This is a genomic window from Myxococcus sp. CA056 (genome assembly GCF_013336715.1).
In the GTDB taxonomy this organism is placed as follows: Bacteria; Myxococcota; Myxococcia; order Myxococcales; family Myxococcaceae; genus Myxococcus; species Myxococcus llanfairpwllgwyngyllgogerychwyrndrobwllllantysiliogogogochensis.
In genome coordinates, this window is sequence record NZ_JABUMT010000001.1 from 1,251,764 (window position 1) to 1,275,515 (window position 23,752).

The following is a 23,752-nucleotide window of genomic DNA, read 5'->3' on the forward strand; positions in this document are numbered from 1 at the left end:
CCGCGAAATGGGCGGACCCGGTCGGCACGCTGATGAACGCGGCCCCCCGGAAATCTTCCCCTCTCGATTTCTCGTTCCGCGAAGACACACTTCATCAGCTCCCGAGAATGACGCACCGCTCCACGGAGGGAGTGGGTCAGTGGAGGTGCTCGGGGAGCATGGGCAGGCCGTGGAAGAAGCGGCGGCCGCACTCGAAGCGGCGGTGGAAGCAGACGCGGTCCTCCACGTACAGCCGGGCCATGTCCTCCTCGCCGTAGGCGCGGAAGAAGGCGGCGCGGGCCTCGTCGCAGGCGTTCTCGTATTCGGCGAGCAGGGCCTCCCAGTCCTCCGGCGGCGGCTCCTCGTCGTCCTGCCAGCAGCCGTCCTCCATGCCGTACTCGCGCTCCATCAGGTCCAGTTCGAGCGCGAGCCGCTGGACGCGCGGTACCTCCGTCAGCGCCTCGTCCGCCATGGCGGTGAGGATGTGGGCCACCAGGAAGAAGCCCGCGTCCGGAGGAACGACGCCCTCTTCGCGCGCGGCGCGGAAGGCGACGAGCAACTGCGCGTCCATCGCGTCATCCCCCAGCTCCAGCAGCCGCGTGGCGAGCCCTCGCCACCGGTCCTCCGTCTCGCGGGCCTCCTGGAGGGCCAGGGTCAGTTCAGGGTCTCGCGTCTTCTTCATCTCGTGCTCCTGTCGGGATTGCCCCGAAGCTCTCATCCAGGTCTGACGTGTGGACCTCGAATCCACGGACGTCGGTGTTCGCGGTTGCTTCACGGGCTCGTCGGATGGCGGACGAGGCCCGCGCGGGGTGTCGAGCGGTGGACGCGTGGCGGCCCGCGCGGACATGCTTCGCGGCACCGTGCCCCTGGCTTCTCGTCCCATCGCCCCCTCCGACAACGACTTCCTCTTCGCCCTGTACGTCAGCGCGCGGGAGGGCGAGCTGGCGGCGTGGGGTTGGACACCCGCGCAGCGCGAGGCGTTCCTGCGAATGCAGTGGCTGGCCCGGGGGCGTGACTGGGGCGCGCGGTATCCGACAGCGGAGGACCGGGTGGTGTTGGTGGACGGTCAGCCGGCGGGCAGGTTGCTGGTGGTGCGCGGTGAGAAGGAGTGGCGGCTGGTGGACATCGCGCTGCTGTCCTCGCACCGGGGCGGGGGCCTGGGCACACAGCTCCTGCGCGAGCTGCTGGAGGCCGCGAGCGGGGCACGCGTGTGCGTGCGCCTGCATGTGCTCCATGACAGTCCCGCGCGCGGGCTGTACTCGCGCCTGGGCTTCCAGGTGGAGCCTGGCGCTTTGCCCGCGCGGGAAGATTCTCCATACGTGGCCATGGAGTGGACGCCCGCGTCACGTGCGGGCTGAGGGCAACAAGGCCCGGCTTGGGGGAAGCGCGCCATGCCCCCGGAACACGAACGGGCCGCGCGCCGATTGCGCGTCACGCGGGCGGTCGCCGGGGAAAGGCGAAGAAGCGCGCGGAGGCCCTGAAGACAGACAGCCAGGGGGGCCTCCGCGCGCTTGCTCCGGGGTCATCCGAATGACCCGGGTGATGAAGCCACGAACCGGCACGGGGCCGCTCGCGCCACGTCCATGGCCTGGATGCCAGCGGTCCCCCCGACTCGGATGCGAGCCGCCCGTCCGGCGATTCACTGCGTCCTACGAACCCTCCACCGCCAGGCAGCGAGAGCCGGACGGCACGGTGCACCTCGTGGGCCCGTGAGGACCGAGGTGGGTCGCCCCCGTGGCGACCCGGCCTCCTCCCCGACTCCCGCCGTCAGCCCCGAAGGCAAACGGCGCGGGACTCTTGCGCGCCCCACGAGAGGGCGGAGGTGAGCCACTCCAGCGACCCGGCCTCCTCCCCGACTCCCGCCGCCGGGCCGTGAGGACCGGACAGCGGGATGTGCCTTCCTCCGCTTAGAGGAAGATGTTCTCCGGCACGGGAGTCACGGTCTGGAAGGAGAGGCCCGGTGCGCCAGCGCCAGACGTGATGCCCGTGGCACCACCATCGCCACCGTCACCACCCATCGCGCCGCCGCCACCGCCCGCCGCGACGGCGGTGCTCGCACCCTGGGGAGGAGCGGTGATACCCGCTGCGCCAGCACTCACGTCGAGGGTGCCCGTCACGGTGGGACTGGTGCTGGAGAGCAGGTGGATGATGCCACCGCCGCCACCGCCACCACCGCCCTTGCCAGCGCCGCCCGCGTTGTTGCCATCTCCGCCGCGACCGCCCACCACACGGATGGCGCCGCCCACCGTCACGCTGGCCTTGCCCACGATGACGACGACACCACCCGCGCCACCACCGGCGCCAGGGGTATTACCCAACGTCCCACCCGGGTCGCCGTTCGCGTTGATGGCGGAGGTCGGCTGCACCCGCACGTTGCCCTGCGAGAGGATGACCAGCGAGCCGCCACCTCCGGCGCCACTCACCCCCGCAACCTTCGCGCCAGAACCACCGCCCTGGGGACCCGGCCGAAGGAGCTGCGCGCCCTGGAGCGGCTGCAAGCCCAGGCCCTTGTGCGGCTCGCCAGCGGCGGCACGCGACACGCCCGCCGTCGCGGGGCCCGTCCCGGTGTCTTCGGTGCCCTGGTCCACGATGATGGTTCCGGAGATGGTGACATCACCCGTGGAGCGGATGACCGTGCCGCTCGGGAGGATGAGGGTGCCGGAGATGGTCACCGTCGAGAACTGGAGGTGCTGCCGCCCCGCCAGGGTGTTGAAGCCACCGACCGTGGTGAGGTCCAGCGTGTTGCCGAGGGGAACGTTGAGCAAGCCACCCGAGCCGTCACCGTAGACACCCGTCGAACCCGCCGGCCCCTGCAAGCCCGTGGCCCCCGTGGCCCCCGTCGCTCCTGTCGCGCCCGTCGCACCCGTGGTGCCCGGCGTACCCTGCGTGCCCTGCGCACCGGGGACACCCTGCGGTCCCTGGGCCCCCGCGCAGACGTACCGGGTCAGCGCCGCGATGACCTCGCCGGCATCCAGCACGCCGTTGCCGTTGGAGTCCTGCCCGAACTGCAGTCGCACACCACCGGTAGCGCAGTTCGCGCCCGCCGGCTCGGCCGCCGTCGCCGCCACCGAGTGGATGCCCGCGGCGCCCTGCGGACCCGTCTGTCCCTGCAGACCTTGCGAACCCTGGTCGCCCTTCAACCCCTGCGGCCCCTGCGGCCCCGCGCACACGTAGCGCGTCAGCGCCGCGTTGACCTCGGAGGTGTCCAGCGTGTTGTTGCGGTTGGCGTCCACGCCCACTTCCAGCTTCACACCGCCGGTGGCGCAATTGGCCCCGGACGCCTCGGCCGACGTGCGCACCAGCGCGCTCAGGCCCGTGGCGCCCTGCTGCCCCTCCGGGCCCGTCTCACCCTGAGGGCCGGTATCACCGCGCGGACCCACCGGACCCGCGGGACCCACCGGACCCGCCGGACCCACGTTGCCCTGCGCGCCGGTCTCACCCTGCTGTCCCTGGACGCCCTGCTGTCCCTGGGGCCCCTGCTGGCCCACGTTGCCCTGCGGCCCCGTGTCGCCCCTCGGCCCCTCGACGCCTTGCGGTCCCTGCGCGCCGTTGCACACGTAGCTGGTGACATCCACCTCGTCGTCATCCAGGTCGTCGTCTTCGTTGTCGTCGACGCCCGCCTCCAGCTTCACGCCACCCGTGGCGCAGTTGGCACCCGCCGGCTCCAGCGTCGTGCGAGCCACCGCGGGCTTTCCTTCCTCACCTCGCGGTCCATTGGCGGGACCCGGAGGGCCCTCGGGGCCTTCGGGACCTTCAGGCCCCGCTGGACCGGCCGGCCCCACGTCACCGGTGTCTCCCTTGGGGCCCAGGTCGCCCTGAGCACCCTGCGCGCCTTCAGGACCCGCGGCGCCTTGAGCACCGGCGGGGCCCGCGGGGCCTTGAGGCCCCTGGGGACCTTCAGGTCCTTCTTCACATGCGGACAACAGCAACAACGCCGTCACCGGTAGCGCGCGGAACCCCCGCGTCCAATACGTGGGGTGTCGCCAGTTCATTTGAGCCATGGGTGGTCTCCTCGTCGTGGAACTCAGGGCCAAGGCACAGAGCAAGTCACGAGCCAGGATGGATTGTGTCGGGGTGCACGCCCCACTCAGCAGGGCGTGAGGGATTGTGGCTCGAAATGGCTCACGCGAAACAGCCCTCCCCCGCGTTCTTCCAGAACGCGACTCGCGTCACACCGGAACGCATGACGCGATGGGGCACGGGACACATGAGACCCCCGTGCCCACTCGGGAAGCACGCGTCCCACAGCGGGGCCTGACTCCAAAACGACCCATGAAAGAAGTGTGGCCGATGCTTTGCTCAGGAGAGCGACACGTGCTGGGTTTCGCGTGAAACACACACACTCAAGCAACGAAAGGCGTACACGTGTCCGAGCCATTTATCGGTGAAATCCGGCTGTTCGGGGGAAACTTCGCTCCGCGCGGCTGGGCGTTCTGCCAGGGCCAGCTGCTCTCCATCGCGCAGAACACCGCGCTCTTCTCCATCCTGGGCACGACGTATGGAGGCAACGGGCAGACGACCTTCGCGCTGCCGGACCTGCGCGGGCGCTATCCGATGCAGCCGGGACAGGGGCCTGGCCTGTCGCCCCGGACCCTGGGCGAGCAGGGAGGGTCGGAGACGGTGACGCTGATTTCGACGCAGATGCCAGCGCACAACCACACCCTCAACGTCAGCTCGCAGCAGGGCGACACGGAGACGCCCATCGGCGTGGTGCTGGCGGCGGACAGCACCGCGACGGTCCTCAACTACCGGGCCGCGCCCATCGACGGGACGATGAACCCGGCGGCCATTGGAGTCGCGGGCGGCAGCCAGCCGCACAACAACATGTCTCCGTTCCTGGCCATCAACTTCATCATCGCGCTGGAAGGCATCTTCCCCTCGCGCAACTGACGTCGTGCGTCGCGGGGCGGGCGCGCCTCTCCAAGAAGGGGCGCGTGCGTCATCGTCACTGTCGGCGCATGAACACGCCATGCCGGAAGTCCCGGGCGCGGGTGGAGTCGACCTGACATCCACTGGCGCCTCCGGGCGGGGAGGCTGGCATCCAGGCGAGGCACTGCATACCCCCACGAGGCGAGGTGTCTGTCGCGTGGGGGTACGGTGGCGGAGCAGGGGGAAACGAGACAGGGCTCCCAGGTGACACCGAAGACGGTGTTCACCGTGTGCTTCGTGGTGCTGGCGGTGCTGGCGCTCGTGGTGCTGGTGGTGCGCACGCGGGTCGCCCTCACGTTGACGGGCATCGCGGCGCTGCTGGCGCTGGCGTTGGAGCACGGCGTCTCGCGGCTGGAGCGGTGGAAGATGCCTCGGGCGCTGGCCATCGCGACGATGCTGCTCGCCGCGATGACGGTGCTGGCGCTGCTGGCGTTGCTGGTGATTCCGGCGGCGGCGGCGCAGGTGGATGCGCTGGTGGTGCAGTGGCCGCATCTCTGGCAGGAGGTGCGCGAGTCGCGTCCCTTCCGGGGGCTGAACGAGCGATTGCAGAACCTGGGCTGGGCACGGCAGCTCGAGGACGCCACGCCGCAGCTCGCCACGGGGACGCTGCCGGGGCTGGTGGTTCATGCCATTGGCAGCATGGTGGGGCTCGTGGGAGGCGCGCTCAGCGTCTTCTTCCTCGTCGTCTTCATGCTGGTGTTCGGCGGCGGTCTGCTGAAGCGACTGTTGGATTTGCCCAAGCCGGAGCACCGGATGCGCTATGTGCGAGTCTTGCGCAACGTGTACCGGGCCACGGGCGGGTACCTGACGGGGCTCACGCTCATCTGCACCTTCAACGCGCTGCTCACGTCCACCGTGCTGGCGGTGCTGGGCGTGCCGTACTTCCTGCCGCTGGGCATCGTGAGTGGCTTCTCCAGCATGGTGCCCTACGCGGGACCGGTGGTGGCGGGAGGCTTCATCACGCTGCTGACGTGGGCGACGGGCGGGATGTGGATGGCGCTGGGGGTGCTGACGTACTTCGTGCTGTACGGGCAGTTGGAGGGCAACGTGCTGGCGCCGCTCGTCTTCCGTCGCACGGTGCACGTCAACCCGCTGCTCATCCTGCTGGCGGTGCTGTTCTGCGCGGAGCTGGCGGGTGTCGTCGGCGCGGTGGTGGCGGTGCCCGTCGCGGCCACCGTGCAGATTCTCGTCCGGGAGATGCTCCTGTTCCGACAGGAGCGCCGCATCGCCCGCGCGGACTCGGTGCTACCGCCCGGGCCGTCCTGACGAGAGCCGAGACACCTCGGCGCCACGACACGCCGAAGCGGCCCTTGCACGGGGCGCCGTCACCCACCGGGCCCTCCTGACGCGAGCCGAATCACCTCCGGCACCCGCCGCGCGCCCAGGCCTCTCGCGGGGACGCACCATCAGCCGCGCGCCACCTCGCGCAGCGAGTCCTCCACGCCCGCCAGCAACTCATCGAGCGCGGCGTCGGGGATGTTGAGCGCGGGCGCGATGTACACGGTGTCACCGAGCGGGCGCAGGTAGAGCCCGCGTCGCCGAGCCGCCTCGTACACACGCCACCCGCTGCTCGCGAGGTATCCCCCACCGCCCAGGTCCACCGCGCCCACCATGCCGATGGCGCGCGGACGCACGAGCCCGGGAAGCGTCGCGGCCATGCGCTCGAAGGCGGCCTTCACCTTCGGCGCCTTGCGCGCCACCTGGCCCAGCACGTCCTCGTCGCGATACACGGCGAGCACCTCGCGGGCGACGGCCGCGCCCAGCGGATTGCCGCAGTACGAGTGCCCGTAATACAGCGCGCGCGACGACGCGCCGAGGAAGCCCGAGAAGATGCGCTCGGACGCGAGCGTCACGGCGAAAGGCATCAGTCCGCCCGAGAGCGCCTTGGCCAGACAGAGCAGGTCCGGCACCACGCCCGCCAGGTCCACGGCGAAGCGAGCCCCGGTGCGGCCCAGGCCAGTGAAGACCTCATCGGCGATGAGGAAGGTGTCCACCGCGCGGGTGGCCTCGCGCACCGCGCGCAGGAAGTCCGGCGAGTACATCTGCATGCCCGCGGCGCCCTGGATGATGGGCTCCACGATGACGCCGGCAATCTCGTCCGGGTGCTCGCGCAGCGCGGCTTGCACCTGGGCGAAGGCGCGCTCCCAGCCGCCCTCCTCCGCTGGAGACGGCACATGCACCACGTCGAAGAGCAGTGGCCCGAACACCTCGCGGAACAGGGGCACGCCGCCCACGCTGGTGGAGCCGATGGTCTCTCCATGGAACGCGCCGGACAGGGTGATGAAGCGCGTGCGACGAGGCTGGCCATTCTGCGCCCAGTACTGGGCGGTCATCTTGATGGCCACCTCCACCGCGGTGCTGCCGTTGTCGGAGTAGAAGGCGCGCGTCAGCCGCTCACCTGTGGGCAGCTCCGGGCGGTCCGCGCCGGGGGCCATCGCCACCAGCTCCGAGGCGAGCGCGGCGGCGGGCTCGTGGGTGATGCCCGCGAGCGAGACATGGGGCAGCTGGCCCGCCTGCTCCGTGAGGGCGCGCAGGAGGCGCGGGTGGCGGTGGCCCAGGGTGGACACCCACCAGGAGCCATTCGCGTCGAGGTAGCGCCGGCCATCCACGTCGAAGAGGTAGGGCCCTTCCGCACGGGAGATGACGAGCGGGTCCGTCCCCGCGATGTACGCCTCCATGGCGGTGTACGGGTGCCAGACGTGCCCCTTGTCCAGCTTGACGATGTCGGCCCGCTCCACGTGTGCACCCCTGTCGATGAATGTGAGAGGTGCTCCGTACCGGAAATCGAGCCCCTGTCACCGCGCGTCATGCCCTGGCGCAGCGCGTCCGACTGATGGCGGCATGAAGTCAGGGCTCACCCGGTCGTCACCGGGGAGCAACTTCCGGCCGGTGATGACGTGGCCATGACATGGGGGGTGTTACCCGGGTTCTGACACCGAACCGGGAAAGCGCCATGGCCGTCCTCGTCTTCTTCGTCTCGCACTGGCTGCTCTGTGTCTTCTTTCAGAGCTTCTTCCAGCACCGGTACTCCGCGCACCGCATGTACACCATGGGTCCGCGCACGGAGCGGGTGATGCACCTGCTCACGTATCTGGTGCAGGGCTCGTCGTACCTGTCGCCCAAGGCCTACGCGATTCTGCACCGCGAGCACCACGCCTTCTCGGACACGGAGAAGGACCCGCACTCGCCGCACTTCTTCACGGACGTGTTCCGGATGATGCTGCACACGAAGAAGCGCTACGAGGACTACACGGCGGGTCGCGGGCAGCCGGAGGCTCGGTTCCTCGGCGGCTATCCCGAGTGGCCGTTGGTGGACGACACGCTGCGCACGTCCTGGGTGGCGACGCTGTTCTGGGTGGGGCTGTACACGTCGTTCTACGTGGCCTTCGCGACGGCGCCCTGGCAGTTCCTGCTGTTGCCGGTGCACTTCCTGATGGGCCCGGTGCACGGCGCCATCGTGAACTGGTGCGGGCACAAGTACGGCTACCGGAACTTCGACAGCAGCGACAAGTCGCGCAACACGCTGCCCGTCGAGGTGCTCTGCATGGGTGAGCTGTTCCAGAACAACCACCACAAGTTCGGCAGCAGCCCGAACTTCGCGGCGCGCAAGTTCGAGATCGACCCCACGTGGCAGGTGATGCGCGTGCTGGCGAAGCTGGGCGTCATCCGCATCGCCACGCCGCAGCGGGCGGTGTGGCCGGAGCCGCGCCGAGAGGCCGCGCACGACACAGGCGCCGCCCGGGCGGCCTGAGCCGCCAGTCGTACCCGGGAGTGAGCCGAACCGAGGGGAAGAGGCCCGAAAGCCTCCTCCCCCGGCGAACGGGCCTCCCGGCGGTTCCAGCAGGGCCGGGCGAAGGCAAGCCCACGGCCAGGCGGCGAGAACGCACGGCGCGCGTTAAAACAGCCCCCCGTGCCCACAGACACTCCCCTCCGCCTCCGCATCCTCGACGCAGTGACAGACGTCCCGGCCGCTGACTGGGACGCGCTCGCCGGTCCGGACGCACCGCCCTTCGCGCGCCATGCATGGCTGGCGGCGATGGAGGAGAGCGGCAGCGCCACCGAGGAGACCGGTTGGGCGCCGCACCACCTGACGATATGGCGCGGCCCGAAGCTGGTGGCCGCCGCGCCCGCGTACCGGAAGTTCCACAGCATGGGCGAGTACATCTACGACTTCGGCTGGGCGGATGCGGCCGCCCGGCTCGGCGTGGAGTACTACCCGAAGCTCATCGTCGGAGGGCCGCTGTCACCGGCCACGGTGCCGCGCATGCTCATCGCCCAGGGCGAGGACGTGCCCGCGCTGCGCAAGGCGTTGCTGATCGCCGCGGTGGAGAGCGCGCAGGAGGCGGGGTGCTCCTCGGTGCACATCCTCTACCCGACGGACGAAGAGGCGGACTTCCTGGAGGAGCAGGGACTGGCGCGGCGGGTGACGCTCCAGTTCCAGTGGAAGAACCCGGGCTACGCCAGCTACGACGACTACCTGTCGCGCTTCGACTCCAAGCGGAGACATCAGCTCAAGCGCGAGCGAGCAGCGGCGGCCACACAGGGAATCACGCTGCGCACGGTGCGAAGCACGGAGCTGACGCAGGCGCATGCGAAGCGCGCGTTTGAGTTCTACGAGGCCACGTGCGAGCGGCACTCCTGGGGCCGGGTGCAGCTCACGCCGGACTTCTTTTCGCGGGTCTTCAAGGCGATGCCGGACTCGGTGGAGATGGTGGAGGCGGTGCGCGAGGGCCGGGTCATCGCGGGGGCGTTCAACCTGGCGACGAAGGAGCGGCTCTACGGACGCTACTGGGGGAGCATCGAGGAGCACCCGTTCCTGCACTTCCACGTGTGTCTGTACCACTCGGTGGACGACTGCATCCGAGCGGGGCGCAAGGTGTTCGAGCCGGGCGCGGGTGGCGAGCACAAGGTGTCCCGGGGCTTCGAGCCCACGGCGGTGCACAGCGCGCATGTGATTTTCGACCGCAGGCTGGACAGCGCGGTGCGCGACTACGTGCGGCGCGAGCGGGCAAGGCTGAACATGGCGGTGGAAGAGGCGGAGCAGATTTCAGGCCTCAAGCCCTGGCCCCTGCCGAAAATCTAGACAGGGTGCGGTCTCACGACCCCGAGGACCGTGAAATCTCGAAGTCAGAACCGCTCCATCCCCAGACGATGATTCCATCGTCGGTCATATCCACCTGCAAGAGCCCGCCGTCCTTCGCCTCTCCAGGGGCGGGGCCCTGGCCGTGGATTTCCACCACCTCTCCCGCCGTCAGCAGAGCCACTTCTCCCCAGGGCTCGAGCACCAGTGACGACGGGCGTCCGAGCCTGTTCCGCACACGAATGGTCATCTTGATAGGCACGTCGACGCTCCTCGCGGCCCTGCCTCGATAGCGGGCACGAACCCAGCCGGCATGATGAACCATCGTGAGCCCGAGGTCCTCGAGCTCACGCAACGCTCCTCGGCTCATCGCACCGGGTGCGTCGTCCAGCGCTTCCCATCCGTGCTCGAAGCCAGCACATGGCTCCCGGCCAGCCACAATCGGTCATTCCCCACGACGAGCCGGCCCACGTCGGACACGTTCCTCGCCACGGACGACTCCTTGGGCACGGCGCACCGCTCGAAGCCCGAGGCATCCACGCGATAGACGTTGTCTTCGTCCGCCACATAGAACTCGCCACCCCACCGCTCGGCCGAGTGGATGCGACCGACGCGAGCGACGACGCGGCACGCCTCCGCCGTACCCAGGATGACGTCCCCCTGCGTCGTCCCGGCGATCACCTCACCCGAGGGGAAACACCGCACGAACGACACCTCCCCGCGCGGGAACGAGTGGACCTCGCGCCAGCCGCCCTCCCCATGCATCCAGAGGCTCCGGCCGCCCGCATAGAGCACCCGCGCCCCAGCCGCCCCTGGACAGCTGTCCAGCGCGAGCACCCGCCCTGGCAACTGCCCCAGCGACTGCGTCCAGCGCATGGCTCCCTCGGCGCGCACGAGCAGCCCCACCTCCGCGGGCGAGTCGAGCTCGAAACCTCGGCTCCCCGCCATCACGATGTCCTCACCGCTGAAGCACACCCGCGTCTCCACCAGCCCCTCCGGAACGCCCTCGTACTCCAGCGACTCCCACTTCCCGCTTTCGCTCGAACGGATGGCCACGAAGTGCGCCGTGCCGCCATACGAGACCAACGCCCCATGGCGGTTGGCTCCCAGTCGACACAGGGCGTCGATGGTCCCCACCACCACCACCTGCTCCAGGGTCCACGCGCCCGCCGTGCGCACCGCTACATGCTGGTAATCATCCACCTCGAACCTGGCGTCGTCCGGGTCGGAGCCGGAGTCGACCAGGTCCTGGTACGCCTCCGCGTCCACGGGCTGGTTCCACTCCCCGACCGGGCCCGGCCCGCCTCCGAAGTCATTGTCCGGATGGGGGTGACTGACGACCAGCATCAGCTCCTGCTCGTCACGGATGCAGCCCCCCGACACGACCCCTCGAAACGCATGCTCCACGTGTCCCTCCCCGGGCGGAGACCTCGCCCCCCGCCTATCCCACCGAGGGGAGACAGGCCAGCGACCCCCGCCTTCCCCGGGGCCTCAGGGGGCGGCCGGGAGGGAGGGCCCCTGTTTCCCACCTGCCAGGTCCGAGGGGGGACCCTCACGGGGAAGTTGAGAAACCGGGGTGACCCTCTAGAGTGGGTCCGTCATGAAAGCACCGGAGACGGACGAAGACTTCATCCAGTGGTACGAAGACTGCTGGGCTGACCGCGATGAAGTCGAGTACCCCAAGATGTTCGGCGCCATTGATGAAGGCGTCTTCACGCTCGACCAGACGGATGCCATCCAGGCCTGGATGGAGAGCGACCTCGCACAAGTAGAAGGTGAAGCGGACCCCAACTGGGGCCCCATGGGCGTGCGCGCCGCGCCGCCGAGCCCGGACTACCCCTACTGGACCTATGTCACCAGCGGGCTGTCCAATCCCTTCACCGTGGCCCCAGGTGACGAGATTACCGACGAGACACCCAGTGGCATCGGTTACGAGATGGTCATCCACACGCCAGAGCAGGCCAAGTGGCCCGTGTTCCGGCTGCTGGACATGATGGCCTACAACCTCGTGACGATGCGCGCCTTCGCCCTCAACCACCGCTACCCGGTGGAAGGCACGCTCGATGGCGGAGACTCCAAGCTGGGAGGCTTCGTCTTCGTCAGGGACCCATCCCGCCCCGACCACTTCGCCCTGCCCAGCGGCAAGGTGCAGCTGCTCACGCTCGTGGGCGTCACCAAGAACGAGATGGCCTTCGCGCGCTCCAACGGCCTGGACAAGCTGATGGAGAAGCTCGTCACGGCCGGCACCGGGTACATCACCCACCCGGACCGCGAGGAAGTGAAGCTGTAGTCACCCGCTCCGAGCCACGCGCGCCAGCGGCCCCAAGGCCCTGGCGCGCGGAGGTGCTCCCTCCACCAGCGCCCGCAGCGTCCCCGGGTCGAACGGCTTCTCGATTCGAGGCAACGGCACCGTCTGCAGGAACGCGCGCGCCCGCTCGGTGAATGCGCCGCCCGTCATGAAGACGAAGCGCGACAGCAGCTCCGGCCCGCGCGACAACAGCTCCGCGTGCAGGTCCATCCCCGTCACGTCCGCCATCATCAAGTCGCAGAAGACACGGTCGAAGTCCGCGTCCTGCTCCAAGAGCGCCAGCGCCTCCCGCCCGCTGTGCCTCACCACCACCTCGTGGTGCTGCCCCAACAGCCGCCGCAACAGCGACGCGAGCTGCGGCTCGTCGTCCACCACCAGCACCCGCTTGCGCTCGGGCACCTCCTGCGTGGAGCCCTTCGTCACCGCGTCCGGTATCGCCTCCGTCATCGGCAGGCGCACGCTGAAGGTGCTGCCCACGCCCGGCGTCGTGTTGACGGTGAGTTCGCCACGCATGCTGCGCACCATGCCCAGGCTGGTGGACAACCCCAGCCCGCTGCCCTCACCCACCGCGCGCGTGGTGAAGAACGGCTCGAAGACGCGCTCGGCGACCTCGGGCGTCATGCCGTGGCCCGTGTCCGCCACCTCCACCACCACCCACGGCCCCTCCACGCGCGTGGAGAGCGTGACGCGGTGCCGGGTGAAGTCCCCTTCCGGAATCGCATGCGCCGCGTTGACGAGCAGGTGCAGGAACACCTGCCCCAGCCGCGCCTCATGCGCCATGACGGTGGGCACCTCGGCGAAGCGTCGCTCCACCTCCGCGCGGTAGCGCAGGTGCGGCATGGCCATGGAGAGGCCGAACTCCAGCGCCGCGTGCACGTCCACCGGGGACAGGTGCGGCTCATCCGCGCGGGCGAACGTCTGCAGGTCGCGGACGATGACGCGGATGCGCTCGGCGCCCTCACGGGCCTCTCGCAGCGCCTCCAGGGCCTCGGCCAGGGGCGCGTTCTTGCCGAGGATGCCCCCCTCCATCGACAGCTCCAACTGCTCCAGCGCGAACTGGAGATTGCCGCTGACGTAGGAGAGCGGGTTGTTGATTTCGTGGCCCACGCCCTCGGCGAGCTGGCCCGCCATGGCCAGCTTCTCCGACTGCACCAGGCGCTCTCGCGCGGCGACCAGCTCCTCGGTGCGCTCGCGCACCAGGGCCTCCGCCTCCAGTCGGCCGGAGTGCTCGCGCGTCAGCAGGGCATCGCGCTCCGCCTCCGCGCGCTTCTTGCCGGTGATGTCGCGCGAGAAGACGGAGACGTTCTGCCCCGAGCACCAGGCGTGCACCTCGTGCCAGCGGTCCGGCGCGGTGCGCACCTCGAAGATGGTGGAGGAGCCCTCGGCGGCCACGCGGCGCAGCTCGCGCTCGAACAAGGTGCCGACCAGCTCCGGGCACGCCTGCCACAACAGCTTCCGGAAGACCTGCTCCTGCGTGCGGCCGGTGATTTCGGCGGCCTGCCTGTTGACGTAGGTGATGCGCCACTCCGCATCCACGGTGAAGAAGGCCTCGGGCGTGCTCTCCAGCACGTCGCGCACCCAGTCCAGCGTGTCGCGCAGCCCCTCTTCCATGCGCAGGGCGCTGGTGACATCGCGCAGGCGCAACAGCACGCCGTCCCGCAGCGGCACCGCGGTGCCGAGCAACCACGCGTCGCCCTCCGGGAAGCTGTCCGCGGCGGGCCGGCCTGACTCCACCACCTGCTTGAGCACCGCCAGCCGCCCACCCAGACCCGCGATGGGGGAGATGTCCTTCAGCCGCAGGCCGCGCAGCGTGTCGGTGCCCCGGCCCAGCGCGCGCGACGCGGCGGGGTTGGACCAGAGCCACTCGAAGTCGGTGATGACGCCGGACTCGTCGCGGACGGCACGCAACACCATGCACCCTTCCGAGTCATGGCGCTCCGCTTCCTCCAGCGCATCCAGCAGCGCATCCGCGCCCGGGACTGCCTGTCTCGTGTCCGTCGCCGACATGCCCCGCCCACTCCGGGCTTCCACGTCACCCGGAGGCAAAGCTCCGGAACCCCATCACGGGGCCGCAATTCCTGGAAACGTCCGGAGTCCCCGCATGTCGCCATGAAAGGGCTGCAGGCACAAGCCGAGGCTGCGAGGCACACATCTGCCTCCCTGACACCTGGGAGCACCGGGTTGAATACGATGAACCTACCTCTCGCGTGTCCCCTTCTTTCCAGGGAGCGGACCAGGATGCGCCTCTCGACATGACGCCCACGCTCATCACCGCTGTCCGCTTCACGCCGCTCGACTTGCCGCTGACGGAGCCCTTCGCCATCGCCACGGGGGCGCAGCACGTCGCACAGAACGTGCTGGTGCGACTGACACTCGCGGATGGCACGGTGGGGCTGGGCGAGGCGGCGCCGTTTCCAGCGGTGAGCGGAGAGACGCAGGCGAGCACGCTCGCGGCGCTGGAGCAGGTGCACGCGGGGCTCCTGGGCAAGGACGTGCGTGCGTGGAGGCCGTTGTCGGAGTGGCTCGGCGACGGGCTCGCGTTGGCGCCGGCGGCGCGCGCGGGGGTGGAGATGGCGGTGCTGGATGCGCTGGCGCGACATCACCGTGTGCCGTTGTACGTGATGCTCGGGGGCGCGGGGACGACGCTGGACATCGACATGACGGTGACGGCGGGTGACGTGCCGCACGCGGCGGAGTCGGCGCGGGCCATCCTGAAGCGGGGCATCACCACGTTGAAGGTGAAGGTGGGGGCGCTGGCGCCGGACGAGGACGCGGCGCGGATGGTGGCGATTCACGAGGTGGCGCCCCATGCGCGACTGTTCGCGGATGCGAATGGCGGTTACGACGTGGCGGAGGCGCTGGCGTTCTTGAAGGAGCTGGAGCGGGCGGACGTGCCGCTCGCGCTCCTGGAGCAGCCGGTACCGGCGTCGGACTTCGCGGGCATGGCGGAAGTCGCTCGGCGCTCGAAGGTGCGCATCTGCGCGGACGAGTCAGCGCGCTCGGCGAAGGACGTGCTGCGACTCATCCGCGAGGGGGCGGCGCACGGCATCAACATCAAGACGATGAAGTGCGGCGTGGTGGAGGCGCTGACGATGTGGAGCCTGGCGCGAGCGGCGGGGCTGGAGCTGATGGTGGGAGGGATGGTGGAGAGCGTGCTGGCGATGAGCGCGTCGGCGCATCTGGCGGCGGGGCTGGGCGGCTTCACGTATGCGGACCTGGACACGCCGCTGTTCATCGCGCGGCATCCGTTCCAGGGAGGGCTGCGCTACGAGGGCGCGCGGCTGCACCTGGACGCGGAGGCGGTGGGGCACGGCGTCACGTTGGCTTGACCAAGGGCTTGGGCGGTCGCGCTAGGATGGGGGCATGAGCGTGGCCGTCTGTGTGGGATGCGGCGAAACGAAGGAAGGCGCTTTCGAGCCTTGTGATGGCTGCGGACTGGACCCCGCTCGCGGTGGGACGGACCGGATGCTCCAGGCGCGCAGCCTGTTGCTCTCGGAGCGCTTCTTCGGTGAGGAGTCGCTGAAGGAGCTCGGGCGGAAGATTCGCACGGGTGAGCCGGTGAGCTACGACACGGGGCGACTGTCGCAGCTCGTGGAGGAGCTGAAGACGCAGAAGCTGCCCGTCATCTCCCGGTCCACGCCGGGTTGCTCCATCGTGACGTGGAGCGTGCTGGGCATGTTGGTGGTGCTCGCGGCGGGGCTCGCATACCTGTACGGCAGCTGGAGACACTGAAGCGGGTTCAGCGCGGGGAGAGCGCGACCGACGCCACGTCGAGGGCCTTGTCGAGCTGCGGGTCCTTGCCCAAGGCGAAGGCCAGTGAGTCGGGGACGTCGACATCCACGGGGACGCCCTGCCCTTCGAGGCGTACGCCGTCGACCTCCACGTCCTCCACTGCGAGGTAGAGCAGGTCTCCGGTGGACAGACGCAGCGGAGTCCCCGCGAGGACCGCGCCAGCGGTGCGCTGTCCCACGAGGGTGGCCAGGGCGTGCTGTTTCATGACGAGGGCCACCATCTCCTTGCCGCTGCGAGAGTTGCCATTGACGAGCAGGACGACGGGCTTGCGCCAGGTGGCGGACCAGGCGTTGCGACGGCCCTCGCGACTGATGCCGGTGAAGATGGGGACGGTGCGGTTGAAGAGGTTGAGGAAGGTGGGATTGCAGCCGCCCCAGCCATCGCGGAAGTCGATGACCAGTGCATCCGCGGCGGAGAAGTCCCCGGCGAGGGTTTCCTCGAGCAGGTCCTGATGTTCGGGGCCCGCGCAGGAGTAGAGCTGCTGGTAGGCCACGCGACGGCCGCCGCGTTCGACGATGCGCGAGCTGGCCTTCTGGGCGTCGAGCCACTCGGCCTTCGGGTTGATGAGTCGAGGGGTGATGGTGAGGGTGAGCGGGGTTGCGCCCTGGGTGCGCTCGACGGAGAAGCGCGTGGGCTTGCCGACGCGGCGGGTGAGCGACGTCACGGAGGTGAAGGGTTTGTCCTCGACGGAGACGAGCCGATCGCCGCGAAGCAGGCCGGCCTTGGCGGCGGGGCCGTTGGCGAAGACGTGGCGGACGAAGAAGCCCTCGGGGGTTTCCATGACATCGGCGCCGATGCTCGGAGCTTCGTACTTCGGGAGCTTGAGGTAGCGCTGGAAGATGGCGGAGAGGCCGGCGTAGCCCTCGCTGTCGCGTGGGTAGAAGGCGGTGTGTGAGGCGTTGAGTTCGGCGAGGGCGGCGCGCGTGAGGCGGGCGAAGTCCTCCGCGCTGGTGGCGGCGGCGCCATAGCCCTGGTGCTTCGTGGCCCAGGCCTCGCCGTGCTTCGCGTCGAAGAAGCGCTTGCGGACGTGTTCGACGACTTCGTCACCGGGCTTGAGGAATGGGGACGCGGCGTGGGCTGCGGTGGCGAGCAGGGCGCAGACGACCACGGCGACGAAGTGAAGACGGAGCGCCATTCCTTGTGTCCTCCTCGCGGTACGAGTCCCGCGCGTGAGGGCGGCATCATCTGCTCGGACGGCGTCTCTTCAAACTACTTCATGGACAGACGGTGGGCTGGGCGTGACCTCTCGTGGGGTGCCCTTGAGTCTGGGAAGCCACCCCGAGCGAAGTGCAGGGCCCCTGGTTAAGAAAGAGGTTCCGTGTTGGATGCCCCCCTCGCCCCGCTTCGTCTCGCATTGGTCGCGGAAGACCCGCTGGCTCGGGGTGCGCTCTCACGGGTGCTCAGCGACCAGGGGAGCGAGCTGCTCACGGTGGCGTCCGGCACACAGGTGGAGCTGGAGTCCGCGAGGGGCGAAGCCTTCGACGTGGTGCTCTGGGACACGGGACTGCGCGTGGTGGAGGCGGAGGCGCGCGTGGAGGTGCCGGACCTGGGGGCGCCCGTGCTCGCGCTGGTGGCGGATGAGACAGCGGGCGAGTTCGCGCTGGCAGCAGGGGCGAAGGGGTTGTTGTTCCGGGACGTGGCGCCCATGCCGCTCACGGCGGCGCTGCTCGCGGTGGCACGAGGGCTCGTGGTGTTCGACCCAGGACTCTCCGAGCTGAGGACGTCCACGAGAACGGCCGCGCCAGGGAGCAGCGCCCTGGGCCCCGATGCGCTCACGCCGCGCGAGCGGGAGGTGCTCGCCTTGCTGGCGGAGGGCCTGTCGAACAAGGCCATCGCGGACCGTCTCTCCATCAGCGAGCACACGGCCAAGTTCCATGTGAATGCGGTGCTCGGAAAGCTGGGCGTCCAGCGCCGCACCGAAGCTGTCGTCCGCGCCGCGCGGATGGGCCTCGTCACGCTGTAACCGCCAGTTGCACCAAGGGTGCTTCAGGTTCGCGACAGACAGACGCCCTTCTTGGTCACCGTCATCCGCACGGACCCTTCACACAAGCGCTGGAACCCACTCGTCGACTCGAAGCTTTAGCGAAGACGCCGCTACGACTTCCCCCAGGACCTTTCTGAGGACTCCCGCGGTCGTACCACCCAACTCGAAGGAGCGCGCCTTGTCGACTCCGTGCCGGGGCATCCCCATGCAGATCATGGCTGCATCGTCACGTTCATAGATGCCGCAGTAGGGCCCCGTGGGAATTGGCTGCTTGAAGCCCAGGCTGCTCATCACCGGAGCGATGACGGCAAGGAGATTGGGTTCGTCTCCAGAGAAAGTGCCATTGCAGGCCTGCGGCATCGTGCCCACTCGAAACTTGGCGAGTGCACCCCATGCCAGCATCTCGCGCAACGTTTCGAACTTCTCGTAGAGGTCATCCTCGTCAGCACCTTCCTCTTTTGACGCCACCAGCGCATCACCGCGTGCCGGTGCATCAAGGTCGTAGAAGAGAGGCATGGGCATCATGCCATTGGAATCATGTGCAATCAGCAAGAGTCGAGGATGAGGCTCGACCCAGCCCTTGGCATAGCAGTCGAGTATGCGCTGTGCCGAGAAGTCGAGCGTAGGATAGGCTAGAGGGCCCATGCGTTGCCCCATGCGGCTGAGGAACCACCGATAGAAGGTTGGTAAGGGACGGCCTGCAATCTTCTCGATTTGCTCCAGGGAAGCAGGCGAGGCGCCCTTCCACTGCGCCGCGAGCCCTGGCACGACGCGTAGGAGCAATTCCTCTACCGCTTCTTCTTCTCGTGCCGACATTCTTCATCCTCGGTCTTGCCTTTGGTGCAGAGCATCAGGGGCAGAATGATATTGCAGGTTCCGCATGGGGGGACGCTTTCTCCATGCCCGAAGGAGCCCAGGACCGGCTCAGTCCGGTCACTGCGGAGGTACTCGACTTCCCCGTCGGTCCGCTGATTGGCGCTGTGGAACCATCGCTCGGTCAGACCGCTGACTTTGGCCCCAGCATCGAGCGCGAGCGCGAGCGCCTTGGGACCAGCGCAACTGCCCGGAGGGTAACAGGCGGGCGGGGTGGAGGTTCGAAGCCATTTTTCATGAAGGCCAGCAGCCCGATTCCACGCCGCATCTACACGGTTTGGGTCCAGTCCGTTCTTTTCGCAGAACCTCTGGGCGAACGCCTGGACCTTCCTGAGCTTGATGTTTTCGCTCTGGCCTGTTTCCGCATTTTTACGGGCGATTGAAATATCGAGGCCTCCATCCGCGGGGGCGTGCCAATGGAGTTCGTCCGTGACGATTTCACGGAACACCTTCTCCGTCCTGCTTGAGTGGTCTGCATACTTCTGGTTGCACATACACTGAACCACGCCAAGCATTCTTCCCGTGTCCATTCTCGGCGAGGGAAACTTCCGGCTCTGGTCGGGACCTTGATTGTTCTTGGTGAGCGCCTTTGCCAACGTCTTGGCGTCCTCCCTCGTCGCATCCGTCTCTTTCAGCGCGCCAGCGGATGAATGCTTTTCATCGCAGAGAGGACAGTTTTCCTCTCCCGTGACGAGCGTAAGCAACCAACCGGAAACCTGTATGACCCCCATCAGCGTCGCAGAGTTGGCCGGACTACCCCTCGGTCCGCAGTTGTTGAACATCGGGTCACCGAGCAACTGGACGTTCTTCCCCTCTATCTTCACGTCCATGGACCCAGGCCCCACGAAGCTCGTCGGGCCCTCCACGTTGGAGGAGACCATCCCGCCCCCGGTCCCCTGACTGGCCACGTCCCCCATCGAGCCGAAGGTCGCTCCCCGAATGGCGACCTTCTTCCCTTCGATTGTCACACTCGTGGAATACCCCTTCGTCTGCGACCCACTCTTGCCGATGTTGGGCAACGGCGTGGGCACGAACGGTGCCGGGGGCCCCGGCATCTTGCAGACATTGGGCAGCGTCGCCGCCGCGACTCCGCTGCTCCCTTCGGTTACTGGAGTCTTCGGAGCATTCACTGACACTTTCGCCATGGGAAATCTCCTCTCATGCAGCCCGCGGAGCCTCCAAGAGCATCGCCCCCCGCAGCCCGGAATCCGAGCCCGCCATGACCAGGGCTCGAGGGCCGCGTGCGTATCCCCGCGCGAACGACTGGATGGCCAGCACTCCCCCGAGCGCCCCGAACGCGGCCCCCATGTCGCCCCAACAGTCACTTGGGGCTTTGTAGCTCGGGCCCTTCCATACCTTCGGCGCCCGCAGGGCGACGAAGCCCCACTCCTCACTTCGGTAGCGCTCGCCGTTGATGTCCGCGTACACGGTGTCCACACTCTCTGTCGCGAGGTCTAGCCTCGCGACAGCCCCTTGCACTGCTTGAGTCATTCCGACTCCCAGAGAGCCCGTCTCACTATCGCGGAGGCGCGCCTCCTGAGCCGTGCACGCGCCGCGCACGATGGCCCCGCTGGGAAAGCCCAGGCGCCGGCGCAAGCCAGCGCTCATCAGTGCAAGCCCTCCCGCACCTTCGCCTGGAACGAATCCACTTCGGACTCCCGGCTGTGCGAACCGGCGGCATTGCTCCAGCCACACGAATGTCTCCGGGTGGTGGTAGCTGTCCGCTCCCACCACCAGGAACAGATTGTCCCGGCCCTCGCTGCACTCCTTCACCACCTGCTCGACAGCCAGAATCGCTCCAGAATGCCCGCGCCCGGCAAGTTCAACGCTCACCTTGGACGTCTTCCTCGAAAGGCGCGCCTCCAGGGACTGGACGACCCATGCCGCATCGTTCTCCGAAAACCCTGGGCGGGTTTCTGGAAGCGCGAGCAACACGGTGAGCCTTCCTCCATAGAGAACCTTCTCGCCCAGCTCCGCCTCCAACTCATCAAGCACACTCTCGGCCATGGGCAGCAGGCGCTCGCGCCCTTCAAGCCGGGTCGTCAGCAGCGCGTCAGCGGCAACCACGACCCGCTCGCCGCGCAGGTCTATGAACGGATACTCGGCGTAGCGCGAGATGCCAGCCCGCACGGAGGCCGCGCTGCTCGCGGCGGTGAGGCCGACAGGCGTTCGTGCACCCATGGCCACCACTTCGACCTGAGCGTTCATCTCACGCCCCCGTCCTCGATGATTGTCGTTTCGTCGAGGTAGTCCGCCTCTGGCGAGGGAACACGCAACACGCTCTGCCACACCAGCGAAAGGCGCCACGCCTCCAACTCCATCAGCACCGTCACCAGACGCGCGGCATGCAGTTGGCGCCGCGCGAGGATACGGGTGGTGAAGCCCAGTGAAATGCGCGGCAACTTGAAGCGCAAGACCCCTTTGGGAGTCATGTTGAGCAGCTCGACGTGCTCTCCACCGAGAAGCGGCATCTGGGTTCGCTGATCCGTGGGAGCGCTGAGTGCAAAAGCGGCGTCGTGGTCATCGGGCAACAGCGGCTTTTTCGACTGCGCCCATCGTGCATCGTAGGTCCCCGCGAGCTTGCGACGCGGCATCCATGAAGAATCAATCGGTCCGAAGCCCGCGGGCCCTCTCTCCGATGGAGCGCCACGGGGATACTCAATGGAGTGGGCCGGTCGCCCCACCAGATGCGCCGCTCGACGTGCGAAACCCCGCCCGATGGGGTTGCGCGCATCCATGCTCTGCTGCTGGAGGTCGCCCGACAGGTCACTCCCTCCAAATGCTGATTCATAGCGAATGGGGCGCGTGGTGAATGGCCGCGGCCGGGTCGGCGCGACTCCCAGCAGGCCGTTTTCGTAGGTCCGGTCTCCGTGGACGAGCAAGTCCTTGTGGAGCCTGTCTACACGGAGCGAGACTGGCACCGTCGGAACCGGTTTCCCCCCGGGCGCATATGCGCACGCATGGACAAGGATGTCGGTGAGAGGCTTCTCCGCGAGGAGTTCCGAATCGGAGCGCAAACTCGACCTGCCTGGCTCGCCAAGGTACTCAGGTGCGAGCACAGGGGGCAACTGCTCATCAGCAAGCGTGAGCTGCCCATCTGGCGCAATGTCGAAGGTCGCCTTGACGGCGACGAGCCACCAGTGCACGCCATGCTTGTCTCGGGTCCAGTTTCGTTCCGCAGCGTAGGGCGTCTGGTTCTTCAAGGCCCACATCGCTTCAACCTAGCAAAACCCAGACACTCCCGACAATCCGCGCATCCACCGTCAAGTCCTCAACCAAGGCAGAACATCCTGGCAAGAGGCGGGCCTGATGGAATGGCATCCTGGTAAAAAGAAGAGTGGAGTCCCTATCCAACCAGAGAAGCCACCACATGAAGGATTCTCCCTCAAGAGCAGCGTGGGACGGGCCACACACCAGGTCATGCCTGTTCTGTTGATGGACATCCAAGAGGAGCACCTGGACGAGGCGAGTTTCCTCTGGGGGCAATGGAACCGAACCCTGGTGGCGCCAGACCGGGAGCTGCGGGATGCGGCCTCGCTGGAGGAGCGACTGTTGGCGCACCTGGACGGCCTGGTGGTCGGCGGAGAACCCGTGGCGCGGGAGCTGCTTCTGCCCGCGCTGGATTCAGAGGACCCACCGCGCATCTCCGCGGCGCTCTGGGTGCTGCTCGCCAAATCAGGGCGTATCGAGCTGGCAAACGTGGTGGAACGCCTGCAGACCGCTCCCGAAGGTACTCGTGCCGCCCTCCAGCAGGCGCTGGAGCTTTGCGAGCGGCCAGATGTAGCCGACACCCTGCTGTCGCTTGTGAAGCCCCAGGTGGCCTCCCGCCATTGCTGGGCATTGGAGGTGCTCGGCGCCAGGGGACAGCTTCCGCGTGATCTGGTGGTGGAGTTGCTTGGACACCCGGACGGCCGAGTCGTCGTGGCCGCGCTCCGAACTACGCCCTTCCTGTCCCGGGACGTGGCGTTGCGTGAACTTCCCCGATTGCTGGCGGACTCGCGGCCTGGAGTCAAAGACGCCGCGGTCATCGCGGGGATGATTGCTGGAGTGCCTGCCGCCTGGGAGACCGTTCGTAAGTCCGTGGCGGCCCGCACGAAGTCAGACCCGACGGCGCTCGTACTGCTGGCCCTCGGTGGCAACGGGCGTGACCTGACTCGGCTGCTGGAATGCACCGATGAGGAGTCCATGCGCGAAGACGCCCTCTGGGCGTTGGGTTTCAGTGGTTGGGCGAAGGCCGCCGAGACGTGCCTGGCCTTCATGGAATCGACGGCCCTGGCGTCACTCGCGGGCGAGGCCTTCAGCGCCATCACCGGGCTGAAGTTGGAAGGCGCCTATGTGAAGGCACCTGAGGAAGAAGATTCTCTACCGCCGCTTGAGGAGGACCTCTCGCGAGACTTGGAGCTCCGGCCGGAGCATGCACTACCGAGACCCGCGGGGCAGGCAGTGTCCACGTGGTGGAAGACGGCTCGGACGGGGTTCGCCGCCGACACCCGCTACCTGCGTGGTCGCGAGTTCAGCGTAGACGCACTGCTGGATGAGCTGGAATGGGGTCCCATGCGGCGTCGGCACATGCTCGCGCTGGAGTTCTCCGTCCGAAGTCGGGGTGCCTGGCAGTTCCAGACACGGGCCTTCACGCGGCGGCAGCATGCCGGGCTGGCGCAAGCGCGGGAGTTGAAGGGCCGGCTCCCAGCGATTCCGTTCCCCCGCATGTTGGCGTGGTGAGCTGCGGCACAGGGGCCTGGGGGACAGCCAGCCGACCACACTCGGCACGAGTCGACACTCCGCGCCCCACCTCACGTCCCGGATG

21 protein-coding genes are annotated in these 23,752 nt (G+C 68.2%); 10 read left to right on the forward strand and 11 right to left on the reverse strand.

The features are described 5' to 3' along the window. Window positions 1–136: 136 nt before the first annotated feature. Entirely contained in the window at window positions 137–661 is a 525-nt protein-coding gene (locus HUA76_RS05145; protein WP_141641163.1) for a hypothetical protein, read from the reverse strand. A gap of 49 nt (window positions 662–710) precedes the next feature. Between HUA76_RS05145 and HUA76_RS05150 the strand changes: the two genes are divergently transcribed. Next, window positions 711–1,337: a GNAT family N-acetyltransferase gene (locus HUA76_RS05150; RefSeq protein ID WP_371745817.1), complete on the forward strand. Its 627-nt coding sequence runs from the start codon at window positions 711–713 to the stop codon at window positions 1,335–1,337. Window positions 1,338–1,886: 549 nt separating this feature from the next. On the opposite strand, the gene HUA76_RS46020 is transcribed toward HUA76_RS05150, so the two are convergent. Next, entirely contained in the window at window positions 1,887–3,980 is a 2,094-nt protein-coding gene (locus HUA76_RS46020; RefSeq protein WP_174460139.1) for a collagen-like protein, read from the reverse strand. A gap of 364 nt (window positions 3,981–4,344) precedes the next feature. Between HUA76_RS46020 and HUA76_RS05160 the strand changes: the two genes are divergently transcribed. Together HUA76_RS05160 and HUA76_RS05165 are read left to right on the forward strand one after the other, a co-directional pair. After that, entirely contained in the window at window positions 4,345–4,869 is a 525-nt protein-coding gene (locus HUA76_RS05160; protein ID WP_141641161.1) for a phage tail protein, read from the forward strand. Window positions 4,870–5,076: 207 nt separating this feature from the next. Further along, window positions 5,077–6,174: an AI-2E family transporter gene (locus HUA76_RS05165; RefSeq protein WP_174460140.1), complete on the forward strand. Its 1,098-nt coding sequence runs from the start codon at window positions 5,077–5,079 to the stop codon at window positions 6,172–6,174. A gap of 140 nt (window positions 6,175–6,314) precedes the next feature. Here the strand turns inward: HUA76_RS05165 and bioA are convergent, their stop codons facing one another. Next, window positions 6,315–7,646: an adenosylmethionine--8-amino-7-oxononanoate transaminase gene (gene bioA / locus HUA76_RS05170; RefSeq protein ID WP_141641159.1), complete on the reverse strand. Its 1,332-nt coding sequence runs from the start codon at window positions 7,644–7,646 to the stop codon at window positions 6,315–6,317. Between the two features lie 215 nt (window positions 7,647–7,861). Here bioA and HUA76_RS05175 point away from each other — a divergent pair, with 215 nt between their 5' ends. Continuing rightward, window positions 7,862–8,659, forward strand: coding sequence for an acyl-CoA desaturase (locus HUA76_RS05175; RefSeq protein WP_141641158.1), 798 nt, complete (start codon window positions 7,862–7,864; stop codon window positions 8,657–8,659). Window positions 8,660–8,818: 159 nt separating this feature from the next. Beyond that, window positions 8,819–9,991, forward strand: coding sequence for a GNAT family N-acetyltransferase (locus HUA76_RS05180; protein ID WP_174460141.1), 1,173 nt, complete (start codon window positions 8,819–8,821; stop codon window positions 9,989–9,991). Between the two features lie 13 nt (window positions 9,992–10,004). On the opposite strand, the gene HUA76_RS05185 is transcribed toward HUA76_RS05180, so the two are convergent. Together HUA76_RS05185 and HUA76_RS05190 are read right to left on the reverse strand one after the other, a co-directional pair. Next, the gene (locus HUA76_RS05185; protein ID WP_174460142.1) at window positions 10,005–10,250 is read right to left on the reverse strand and encodes a hypothetical protein; all 246 of its coding nucleotides are present in this window, start codon (window positions 10,248–10,250) and stop codon (window positions 10,005–10,007) included. A gap of 104 nt (window positions 10,251–10,354) precedes the next feature. Further along, entirely contained in the window at window positions 10,355–11,395 is a 1,041-nt protein-coding gene (locus HUA76_RS05190; RefSeq protein WP_174460143.1) for a hypothetical protein, read from the reverse strand. Between the two features lie 193 nt (window positions 11,396–11,588). Here HUA76_RS05190 and HUA76_RS05195 point away from each other — a divergent pair, with 193 nt between their 5' ends. Then, window positions 11,589–12,278 (forward strand): suppressor of fused domain protein, encoded by a 690-nt coding sequence (locus tag HUA76_RS05195; protein ID WP_141641155.1) that lies wholly within the window; start codon window positions 11,589–11,591, stop codon window positions 12,276–12,278. Here HUA76_RS05195 and HUA76_RS05200 read toward each other — a convergent pair whose 3' ends face one another. Next, window positions 12,279–14,303, reverse strand: a complete 2,025-nt coding sequence (locus HUA76_RS05200; RefSeq protein ID WP_141641154.1) for an ATP-binding protein — start codon at window positions 14,301–14,303, stop codon at window positions 12,279–12,281. It lies immediately after the preceding gene. Between the two features lie 245 nt (window positions 14,304–14,548). Between HUA76_RS05200 and HUA76_RS05205 the strand changes: the two genes are divergently transcribed. Both HUA76_RS05205 and HUA76_RS05210 read left to right on the forward strand, forming a co-directional pair. Next, complete coding sequence (locus tag HUA76_RS05205) at window positions 14,549–15,625, forward strand: dipeptide epimerase (protein ID WP_174460144.1); 1,077 nt, start codon at window positions 14,549–14,551, stop codon at window positions 15,623–15,625. Window positions 15,626–15,659: 34 nt separating this feature from the next. Then, the gene (locus HUA76_RS05210; protein WP_141641153.1) at window positions 15,660–16,028 is read left to right on the forward strand and encodes a hypothetical protein; all 369 of its coding nucleotides are present in this window, start codon (window positions 15,660–15,662) and stop codon (window positions 16,026–16,028) included. 7 nt (window positions 16,029–16,035) lie between these two features. Here the strand turns inward: HUA76_RS05210 and HUA76_RS05215 are convergent, their stop codons facing one another. Continuing rightward, on the reverse strand, window positions 16,036–17,223 hold the full coding sequence (locus HUA76_RS05215) for a S41 family peptidase (RefSeq protein WP_174460145.1): 1,188 nt from the start codon (window positions 17,221–17,223) through the stop codon (window positions 16,036–16,038). Window positions 17,224–17,406: 183 nt separating this feature from the next. Between HUA76_RS05215 and HUA76_RS05220 the strand changes: the two genes are divergently transcribed. Beyond that, window positions 17,407–18,051, forward strand: a complete 645-nt coding sequence (locus HUA76_RS05220) for a response regulator transcription factor (protein ID WP_174460146.1) — start codon at window positions 17,407–17,409, stop codon at window positions 18,049–18,051. 78 nt (window positions 18,052–18,129) lie between these two features. Here HUA76_RS05220 and HUA76_RS05225 read toward each other — a convergent pair whose 3' ends face one another. The 4 genes from HUA76_RS05225 to HUA76_RS05240 are packed head-to-tail and all read right to left on the reverse strand — an operon-like array spanning window position 18,130 to window position 22,157. Beyond that, entirely contained in the window at window positions 18,130–18,888 is a 759-nt protein-coding gene (locus tag HUA76_RS05225; RefSeq protein ID WP_174460147.1) for an SMI1/KNR4 family protein, read from the reverse strand. Continuing rightward, a complete protein-coding gene (locus tag HUA76_RS05230; RefSeq protein WP_174460148.1) occupies window positions 18,861–20,090 on the reverse strand; it encodes a DUF4150 domain-containing protein in 1,230 nt (409 codons plus the stop codon). Before HUA76_RS05230 ends, HUA76_RS05225 begins: the two co-directional genes overlap by 28 nt. 13 nt (window positions 20,091–20,103) lie before the next feature. Further along, window positions 20,104–21,153, reverse strand: coding sequence for a hypothetical protein (locus HUA76_RS05235; protein ID WP_174460149.1), 1,050 nt, complete (start codon window positions 21,151–21,153; stop codon window positions 20,104–20,106). After that, entirely contained in the window at window positions 21,150–22,157 is a 1,008-nt protein-coding gene (locus tag HUA76_RS05240; RefSeq protein WP_174460150.1) for a DUF2169 domain-containing protein, read from the reverse strand. Before HUA76_RS05240 ends, HUA76_RS05235 begins: the two co-directional genes overlap by 4 nt. 208 nt (window positions 22,158–22,365) lie before the next feature. Between HUA76_RS05240 and HUA76_RS05245 the strand changes: the two genes are divergently transcribed. Then, window positions 22,366–23,667, forward strand: coding sequence for a TIGR02270 family protein (locus HUA76_RS05245; RefSeq protein ID WP_174460151.1), 1,302 nt, complete (start codon window positions 22,366–22,368; stop codon window positions 23,665–23,667). Window positions 23,668–23,752 lie beyond the last annotated feature (85 nt).

Coding starts and splice junctions, on each gene's coding strand:
- HUA76_RS05145 (WP_141641163.1), bottom strand. CDS start 661: ATGAAGAAGACGCGAGACCCTGAACTGACCCTGGCCCTCCAGGAGGCC.
- HUA76_RS46020 (WP_174460139.1), bottom strand. CDS start 3,980: ATGGCTCAAATGAACTGGCGACACCCCACGTATTGGACGCGGGGGTTC.
- HUA76_RS05175 (WP_141641158.1), top strand. CDS start 7,862: ATGGCCGTCCTCGTCTTCTTCGTCTCGCACTGGCTGCTCTGTGTCTTC.
- HUA76_RS05195 (WP_141641155.1), top strand. CDS start 11,589: ATGAAAGCACCGGAGACGGACGAAGACTTCATCCAGTGGTACGAAGAC.
- HUA76_RS05200 (WP_141641154.1), bottom strand. CDS start 14,303: ATGTCGGCGACGGACACGAGACAGGCAGTCCCGGGCGCGGATGCGCTG.
- HUA76_RS05205 (WP_174460144.1), top strand. CDS start 14,549: ATGACGCCCACGCTCATCACCGCTGTCCGCTTCACGCCGCTCGACTTG.
- HUA76_RS05210 (WP_141641153.1), top strand. CDS start 15,660: ATGAGCGTGGCCGTCTGTGTGGGATGCGGCGAAACGAAGGAAGGCGCT.
- HUA76_RS05215 (WP_174460145.1), bottom strand. CDS start 17,223: ATGGCGCTCCGTCTTCACTTCGTCGCCGTGGTCGTCTGCGCCCTGCTC.
- HUA76_RS05225 (WP_174460147.1), bottom strand. CDS start 18,888: ATGTCGGCACGAGAAGAAGAAGCGGTAGAGGAATTGCTCCTACGCGTC.
- HUA76_RS05230 (WP_174460148.1), bottom strand. CDS start 20,090: ATGGCGAAAGTGTCAGTGAATGCTCCGAAGACTCCAGTAACCGAAGGG.
- HUA76_RS05235 (WP_174460149.1), bottom strand. CDS start 21,153: ATGAACGCTCAGGTCGAAGTGGTGGCCATGGGTGCACGAACGCCTGTC.
- HUA76_RS05240 (WP_174460150.1), bottom strand. CDS start 22,157: ATGTGGGCCTTGAAGAACCAGACGCCCTACGCTGCGGAACGAAACTGG.
- HUA76_RS05245 (WP_174460151.1), top strand. CDS start 22,366: ATGCCTGTTCTGTTGATGGACATCCAAGAGGAGCACCTGGACGAGGCG.